The 6,651-nt window shown below is 68.3% G+C and carries 8 protein-coding genes; 5 read left to right on the top strand and 3 right to left on the bottom strand.

Annotated elements, in window-relative coordinates:
* Positions 1–1,492 (bottom strand): class I adenylate-forming enzyme family protein (locus ACFTZB_RS41140; RefSeq protein WP_378441024.1); only part of this gene is annotated, 1,492 nt, incomplete at its 3' end.
* Positions 1,493–1,687: 195 nt separating this feature from the next.
* On the opposite strand from ACFTZB_RS41140, the gene ACFTZB_RS41135 reads away from it, so the two are divergent.
* Together ACFTZB_RS41135 and ACFTZB_RS41130 are read left to right on the top strand one after the other, a co-directional pair.
* Positions 1,688–1,990, top strand: coding sequence for an ArsR/SmtB family transcription factor (locus tag ACFTZB_RS41135; protein ID WP_378441026.1), 303 nt, complete (start codon positions 1,688–1,690; stop codon positions 1,988–1,990).
* A complete protein-coding gene (locus ACFTZB_RS41130) occupies positions 1,987–2,505 on the top strand; it encodes an SRPBCC domain-containing protein (RefSeq protein WP_378441022.1) in 519 nt (172 codons plus the stop codon). The genes ACFTZB_RS41135 and ACFTZB_RS41130 overlap by 4 nt, the downstream gene beginning before the upstream one ends.
* A gap of 30 nt (positions 2,506–2,535) precedes the next feature.
* On the opposite strand, the gene ACFTZB_RS41125 is transcribed toward ACFTZB_RS41130, so the two are convergent.
* On the bottom strand, positions 2,536–3,144 hold the full coding sequence (locus tag ACFTZB_RS41125; protein ID WP_378441020.1) for a TetR/AcrR family transcriptional regulator: 609 nt from the start codon (positions 3,142–3,144) through the stop codon (positions 2,536–2,538).
* A 99-nt stretch (positions 3,145–3,243) separates the two neighbouring features.
* Here ACFTZB_RS41125 and ACFTZB_RS41120 point away from each other — a divergent pair, with 99 nt between their 5' ends.
* Together ACFTZB_RS41120 and ACFTZB_RS41115 are read left to right on the top strand one after the other, a co-directional pair.
* Positions 3,244–5,031 (top strand): amidohydrolase family protein, encoded by a 1,788-nt coding sequence (locus ACFTZB_RS41120; RefSeq protein ID WP_378441018.1) that lies wholly within the window; start codon positions 3,244–3,246, stop codon positions 5,029–5,031.
* Positions 5,028–5,876, top strand: coding sequence for an alpha/beta fold hydrolase (locus ACFTZB_RS41115; protein WP_378441016.1), 849 nt, complete (start codon positions 5,028–5,030; stop codon positions 5,874–5,876). The genes ACFTZB_RS41120 and ACFTZB_RS41115 overlap by 4 nt, the downstream gene beginning before the upstream one ends.
* Here the strand turns inward: ACFTZB_RS41115 and ACFTZB_RS41110 are convergent.
* Entirely contained in the window at positions 5,844–6,407 is a 564-nt protein-coding gene (locus ACFTZB_RS41110) for a TetR family transcriptional regulator (RefSeq protein ID WP_378441014.1), read from the bottom strand. The two genes, ACFTZB_RS41115 and ACFTZB_RS41110, sit on opposite strands and share 33 nt — an antisense overlap.
* A gap of 40 nt (positions 6,408–6,447) precedes the next feature.
* Here ACFTZB_RS41110 and ACFTZB_RS41105 point away from each other — a divergent pair.
* Positions 6,448–6,651: beta-ketoacyl synthase N-terminal-like domain-containing protein (locus ACFTZB_RS41105; RefSeq protein WP_378441012.1), on the top strand; the 204-nt coding region annotated here is incomplete at its 3' end.

Genomic DNA, 6,651 nt, shown 5'->3' with positions numbered 1-6,651 from the left:
CCTGGGGGCCGCCCGCGCCCTTGCTCCGCGAGACGTCGCCCACCCCCGATTCCCCCTGTTTGTGGTGGGGCGCCCCGCCCACGGCCGCCTCGTGCACGGCCGGGTGTTCGTAGAGTGTGTCCTCGACCTCGCGGGGCCACACCTTGTAGCCGGACACGTTGATCTGGTCCTTGAGCCGGTCGACGAGGTACACCCACCCGGAATCGTCGACGATCGCGACGTCCCCGGTGCGCAACCGTCCGCCGGGCAGGGTGTCCCGGGAGGCGGTGGGGTTGCGCCAGTAGCCCGAAACCACCTGTGGTCCGGCGATTTCCAGTTCGCCGGCAGTGTGGGGTGCAACGGGGTCGCCATTCGGGTCGACGACCCGGAGGTCGACCCGCGGGAGCGGGAGACCGATGGACAGTGAGCCACTCGACGGGTCGACCGGTGCCCGCTGTCCGGGTGGCACCGCGATCACTCCGGCGGTGGTCTCGGTCATCCCGTACGCATTGTGGATGTACTTGCCGAACCTGGCCTCGAACTTCTCCACGGTCGCAGGCGGGATGGGCGCACCACCCGAGTAGAGGGTCTTCACCGAGGCGAAGTGGTCCGCGCTCACACCCGGCACCTCGGAGAGCGCGTTGAACACGGTGATCGAGCCGATCGTGTACGTCACCCGGTGCTCCACGAACGTCTCCAGCGCGACGGCCGCGCTGAACCGATTCGCGAACACGAGCACACAGTCCCGGATCAGGGCCACACCGGCATTGAGCACGGCGCCGGTGATGTGGAACAGGGGAGCGACCGCGAACACGACGTCCCCGTCGACGACCCCGGCGCAGTCGCCGAAGTCGAGTGCGGTGGCCAGCACGTTCGCGTGGGAGTTGAGCGCACCCTTGGGTGGGCCGGTGGTCCCGGAGGTGTAGGTGAGCAGGGCGAGGTCGCCTCCGCCGACTTCGACCCGTGGTGGTCGCTGTCCGCGGAAGCGCTCGAGCAGGTCGACGAGGTCGCCGTCCGCTGCCGGAGTGGCCCGCGCGGTGGCTTCGAACACTCGCGGATCGTTGCGGGTCTGGAAGTCGAGGGAGCTGGTGCTGATCGAGAATCGCACGCTGCTGTCGCGCAGCGTCTCGGCCGTCGCCGCGGCGGTCGCGTCCTCGCAGATGATGCCGATCGGTTCGGCGTCGTCGACGAGGCGGCGGAGTTCGTGTCCGCGGTACATCGGATTGAGCACGAGCGCCGCTGCGCCGACCTTCCACAGCGCCAGCAGGGCGAGCGCGTACTGCGGCACATTCTGCAGGTAGATGCCCACCCGGTCGCCTCGCCCGACACCCCGCTCGTCCAGCGCGACGGCGAGGGCGTCCGACAGATCGTCGACCTCGCGCGCCGTCAGGACGGCATCGAAGTAGGCGACGGCCGGGTGGTCGGGATACGCCTCCACCCGCGATCGCCAGGCGTCGAGAGCGGTCGCTACTGCTGGTTCCCGGCTTCCGTCGTTGTGCAACGTCGACGACACGCACGTCCCCTTTCTCCGGCTCCGATCCGAACGGGATGTCCGAATTCGAGCGGCCGACCGATCACTCGCTCGGTCAGTGTGGGCAAGTGTTGTGCGTCACACGTCGTGTGTCAAGTCGGCCCTGCGGGGAGTCACTGTCCGGCCATGATCTCACCGACCGTTGCGGCTCATATTTCCGTCTGGCAATATGAGGTCATGAGCGCCTACGCCGCACTGGCCGAGCCGCACCGAAGGCAGATACTCGACCTGCTGCGTGAGGGTGAGCGGCCCGCCGGAGAACTGGTCGAACGCATCGCGCTCAGTCAGCCCGGCGTGTCCAAGCATCTCAAGGTGCTGCGCGAGGCCGGGCTCGTCGTGGTGCGCGCGGACGGTAAGCACCGTCTGTATGCGCTGCGCCCGGAACCCCTCGCTGAGGTCGACCACTGGCTGGAGCCGTACCGCGCTTTCTGGTCGAGCCGCCTCGATGCACTCGAACGACACCTGGAGGAGAACCCATGACCGACGGAACCCTGGAGACGATCGACGGCCGCCCGGCGCTGCGCTTCGAGCGCACGCTCACCCATTCGGTCGAGCGCGTGTGGCGGGCGGTCAGCGAACCGGCAGAACTCGAGCGCTGGTTTCCCGCCGCCGCGGACTGGACGCCGGCCGCGGGGGAGACGTTCGAGGCATACGGCGCGACCGGAGAGGTGACCGAGGTCGACGCGCCGCATCGGCTCGCGTGGACCTACGGCGACGAGCGGTACAGCTTCGACCTGGCGGCAGAGGGCGACGGCTGTCGCCTGACCTTCACGCACGTGTTCGGTGACCGCGCGATCGCGGCGCAGACCGCAGCCGGCTGGGAGACCTATTTCGCGCGGCTCGAGCCGCATCTCGCCGGCGGGTACCTCTCCGAAGCGGAGGCGCACGGGTCGTGGGACCAGTGGGAGGAAATTCACGAACGCTACGCCGAGCGCTTCGGCGTCGATCCGACGCCCGGGCGGCGCTTTCTGGAGGCTCAGCGCGCCGGGCAGTGACCCCTTCGGGTCGTTTCGCGTGCGGTCGGATCAGCGTGTCACGTCGAGTGCGTCGACGTCGACGCCTGCCGCAGGAAGCAGGTGGTAGAACGCGCGCTCACAGAGGTCGATCATCTCGGTGCGTTCCATGCTCGGCTCGTCGAGCCACGACAGCACGACCTCCTCCATGAACGCCTGCCAGCCCGAGATCGCGGCGTCGAGCGCGGGTGTCGTCGGCACGCCGAACTCGGCCAGTGACACGCCGATCCACCGGGTGAACGTCCGCCGCATGCCCCGGTAGATCTGCCGCATCCTCTCGTCGCCGCTACCGGCCATCCCCATGACCGCGAGGTAGATGGTCGGGTGTTCGATCACCGCGTCCGCGAACGTTTCGACGCCCGCCCGGAGTTGTCCGTGCACCGGGAGCGTCGCGTCGGGTGTCATCCGCCGCTGCAGTTCGGACGCCGAGGCTTCGAGGACGGCGTTCCGAAAGCCCTGCTTGTTCTTGAAGTAGTGGAACAGCAGTGGCGCGGACACACCTGCGTCGGCGGCCACCTGGTCCATCGACAGGTCGTCGAACGACACCGTGTCGAGAAGTCGGACGGCCACGTCGAGGATCTGCGCGCGCCGATCTTCCGGAGAGCGGGGTGCGGCGGCCACCCCTGCACTCTATTGACGAACCCCCGGGCCGTCCATTGACTTTTACTCAACCGCATACGTAACCTCGGGTAACACATACCGAGTGTGAGGAGCGCGACAATGCCGGATTTCGATGTGGTCGTCAATGGTGGGCTGTGGTTCGACGGAACCGGATCCGCGCCGCTGCGCCGCAATCTCGGCATCCGCGACGGGGTCGTCGTCCGGGCATCGGCACGCCCGCTGCCCGTCGGCCCCGGCACCGAGGTCGTCGACGCCGCAGGCAAGTGGGTGCTCCCCGGGTTCGTCGATGTGCACACCCACTACGACGCGGAGGTGCTCGTCAGCCCCGGCTTGCCGGAGTCGGTACGACACGGCGTGACCACCGTCGTCCTCGGAAACTGCTCCCTGTCCACCGTGTACTCGACGCCGCGCGAGTGCGCCGACCTGTTCAGCCGGGTCGAGGCGGTGCCGCACGACTCCGTGCTCAGGATCCTGGAGGAGAACAAGATCTGGCAGAGCCCTGCGGAGTACGTCGAGGCACTCGAGTCGCTGCCGCTCGGCCCCAACGTCGCCGGGTTCATCGGGCACTCCGACATCCGCACCCACGTCCTCGGCCTCGGCCGGGGCACCGACAAGCGGATCGAGCCGACCGCGCCCGAACTCGAGCGGATGGGCGCGATGCTCACCGACGCCGTGGACGCCGGCTTCCTCGGCCTCTCCTCCATGACGAACGCGCTCGACAAGATCGACGGCGACGAATACCGTTCCCGCTCACTGCCGTCCACGTACGCGCGGTGGAAGGAGTTCCGCTTCCTCAATCGCATCCTGCGCGAGCGCGGCAAGATCCTGCAGAGTGCGCCCACGATCAACCTGCACCCCAACATTGCCGGATTCTTCGCGGAGAGTTCAGGCTTCGGGCGGCGCAAGCCACTCAAGACGTCGCTGCTGTCGGCTGCGGACTCGAAGGCCTACCCGCCGATCGTGTACTTCATGCTTGCCGCGGCGCCGCTGCTGAACCGCTTCGCCAAGACCGATTTCAAGTGGCAGCACCTGCCGGTGCCGTTCACCGTCTACGCCGACGGCATCGACCTCGTCGTGTTCGAGGAGTTCGGCGCAGGCGCGGCGGCACTCCACCTCGAGGATCAGGTGGAGCGAAACGCCCTGCTGCAGGACGAGTCCTACCGACGCCGGTTCCGCAAGGACTACGACAACAAGTTCAGCCCCCGCATCTGGCACCGCAACTTCTACGACGCGGAAATCGTCGGGTGCCCGGACGAGACGCTGATCGGCAAGACGTTCGGCGCCGTGGGCGACCTTCGCGGTGTGCACCCGGTCGACGCGTACCTCGATCTCGTCGTGAAATACGGCACCGACCTGCGGTGGCGGACCACCATCGCGAACCATCGACCCAGGTTCGCGAAGAAGCTCGCGGCCAGTTCCGGGGTGCAGATGGGATTCGGCGACGCCGGCGCCCACCTGCGCAACATGGCGTTCTACAACTATCCGATCCGGTTGCTGAAGAAGGTCAAGGACGTGCAGTCCGACCGCAAGCCGTTCCTGACCGTCGAGCGGGCTGTTCACCGGCTGACGGGCGAGCTGGCCGACTGGTACGGCATTGACGCAGGCCACCTCCGCGAAGGTGACCGCGCCGATCTGGTCGTCGTCGACCCGGCGGGTCTCGACGCCACGGTGGACGGATTGTTCGAGGCGGAGGTCCCCGAGTACGGCGGGTTGCGGCGGATGGTGAACCGCAGTGACGGCGCCGCGGTCGCGACGGTGATCAACGGCAGGCTCGTCTACCGCGACGGCGAATTCACCGGCGGATTCGGGGTCACCAGGACGGGACGCTTCCTCCGCGCCGGCGAGTCGGCCGCAGACCGCAGCGAGCGTGAGACGATCGACGGATGAGTCGCACGGAGCGGATCGGCACGTTCACCCGCGACGGACTGGTGTTCGATGTCCGCGACGAGGGTCCGATCGACGGCACACCGGTGGTGCTGTTGCACGGATTTCCGCAGGACTCGCGGTCGTGGGACGCGTTGGCGCCGCTGCTGCACCGGCGCGGGTTCCGGACCCTGGCCCCGGACCAGCGCGGCTATTCGCCCGGTGCCAGGCCCCGCGCCCGACGGGCGTACCGCAGCACGGAACTGATCGCGGACGTCGTCGCGCTCATCGACCGGGCAGGCCTCGGCCCGGCGCACGTGGTCGGACACGATTGGGGCGCGGCGGTCGCCTGGGGTGTCGCCGCCGAACGCCCGGACCGGGTCCGCACGCTCACGGCGCTGTCGGTGCCGCACCCGGCGGCGTTCGTGCGGGCGATGCTCACCAGCCGTCAGATCCTGAAGTCCTGGTACATGTTCGCGTTCCAGCTGCCGTGGATCCCGGAGCGGGTGCTCACCCCGGACGGCTTCGGCTACCGGGCCCTGGTCGCCAGCGGCCAGTCGCCGGACGACGCGAAGCGCGACCTCGAGCCCATGCGCGACCGGACGCGCGCCCGGGGCGCCCTGAACTGGTATCGCGCGATGCCGTTCACCGCGCCCCGATCTGCCTCCCGGAAGGTCCGGGTGCCCACACTTTTCGTGTGGAGCGACGGCGACACGGCGATCGGGCCGGTGGGCCCGGAGCTGACCAACCGATTCGTCGACGCCCCGTACACGTACGAGGTGCTCCGCGGCGTGAGCCACTGGATCCCGGACGAGGCGGCCGAGCGCGTCGACGAACTACTCGGCAAGCACCTGCTCGATCAGTCGTGACGCCGATCGATCCGTCCGCGCCACGTCGCCGGTGACCAAGCGGTCGAGGAGGATTCCCCGCAGTCCGGACACCGCGACCGTCGCATTCTCGCGGGCGTCCTGAGCAGTGGTTCCGCATCGGACCATCGCGTCGGCGACGGCGTCGATCAGCGTGTGGATGGCCGATGTGGCGAAGTCGGCGAACGGGCCCCGCTGCACGCTCGCCACCCCCATCACCTGCAACAGAATCTTCGTGCTGACAGACGACTCGCCCTGTGTGGTCGACGTCCACAACTCCGCGAGGCCTGCACGCAGCCCGTCCCGGTCCGTGACGCCGGAGAACAGGGACGAGAACCCAGGATGCTGCGTCGCCAGCGCCTGGACCAGCAGCTCCTCCTTGGTGCCGAAGTAGTAGATGAGCATGCGTGAACTGGTGCCCAGCGCGGCGGCGAGCGGCCGGAGCGACAGGTCCGCGAGTCCGTGTTCGGCGATGTAGCGGATGACGTCGGCGAGGAGCTGCGCACGCTTGGCGTGGTCGAGGGGGCGGGCCATTCGGTTGACTGTAGCGGACGGTACAGGTATTCATGACGACATGACTGTAACGACTGCTTCAGAAACGCGGAAGCTCGGGCGGCCAGTGGTGGTCACGGGATTCGCCGCCGCCACGTCGATCGCGGACGACGCCGACGGAACGTGGGAAGGGTTGTTGCGCAACCAGTCCGGAATCGGCTCGCTCGACGAGCCGTTCGTCGACGACTACGACCTTCCCGTCCGGATCGGCGGCAAACTCACGGCG

Source organism: Rhodococcus sp. NPDC057014 (assembly GCF_042673295.1).
Lineage (GTDB): Bacteria > Actinomycetota > Actinomycetes > Mycobacteriales > Mycobacteriaceae > Rhodococcus_F.
This window is presented reverse-complemented; position numbering and strand designations above follow the sequence as displayed.

Bases quoted from the DNA above. Each gene is read 5' to 3' on its own strand.
- ACFTZB_RS41115 (WP_378441016.1), top strand. From the start codon at position 5,028: ATGAGTCGCACGGAGCGGATCGGCACGTTCACCCGCGACGGACTGGTG.
- ACFTZB_RS41130 (WP_378441022.1), top strand. From the start codon at position 1,987: ATGACCGACGGAACCCTGGAGACGATCGACGGCCGCCCGGCGCTGCGC.
- ACFTZB_RS41110 (WP_378441014.1), bottom strand. From the start codon at position 6,407: ATGGCCCGCCCCCTCGACCACGCCAAGCGTGCGCAGCTCCTCGCCGAC.
- ACFTZB_RS41135 (WP_378441026.1), top strand. From the start codon at position 1,688: ATGAGCGCCTACGCCGCACTGGCCGAGCCGCACCGAAGGCAGATACTC.
- ACFTZB_RS41120 (WP_378441018.1), top strand. From the start codon at position 3,244: ATGCCGGATTTCGATGTGGTCGTCAATGGTGGGCTGTGGTTCGACGGA.